Raw genomic sequence first — 543 nt, 5'->3', positions numbered from 1 at the left:
TCATTGGAGCACCTGTGTTGTTCTGAGGTGAGCATATCACCTCTGTTCAGGTGGCCAAATTCAGTGTGCCACTTCAAGAGAAGACCTATAGGTTTGGTGATTGATTATTATAAATATCATCACCCCTTAAGGTATTCCCTTAGAGTTAATCTTTAATTGGTCTTTAATTAAATCTTTTATTTAATACTTAAAGTTAATCTCTAATTGTGTCTTTAAGTTAACTTTAAGTAATACTATAAGTTAATCTTTAATTGTGTCTTTAAGTTAACTTTAAGTTAAGCCCCTGTAGGGACTAGAGACCATAATTAAGATGATTGTGTCTTATTGCTATTCACTTATCGACTGACCCAGAGCACACAGGAAGCATTCACTTTAAGTAGAACGCTTGGTGTCTGTAATTGGTCATCCCGCCCCTGAAAGGATGCGATAAGTTACGGTTAGTTGTCCTAGAAGAGAAAACTTTTTGTGTCCCTTCTCCCTATAGTGAGTCGTATTAATTATCCTTGACAAGTAGAGAAAACCATGAGTCAAAAACATGACCAC

Source organism: Shigella sp. FJ200513 (assembly GCF_040495915.1).
GTDB lineage: Bacteria > Pseudomonadota > Gammaproteobacteria > Enterobacterales > Enterobacteriaceae > ECMA0423.
This window is presented reverse-complemented; position numbering follows the sequence as displayed.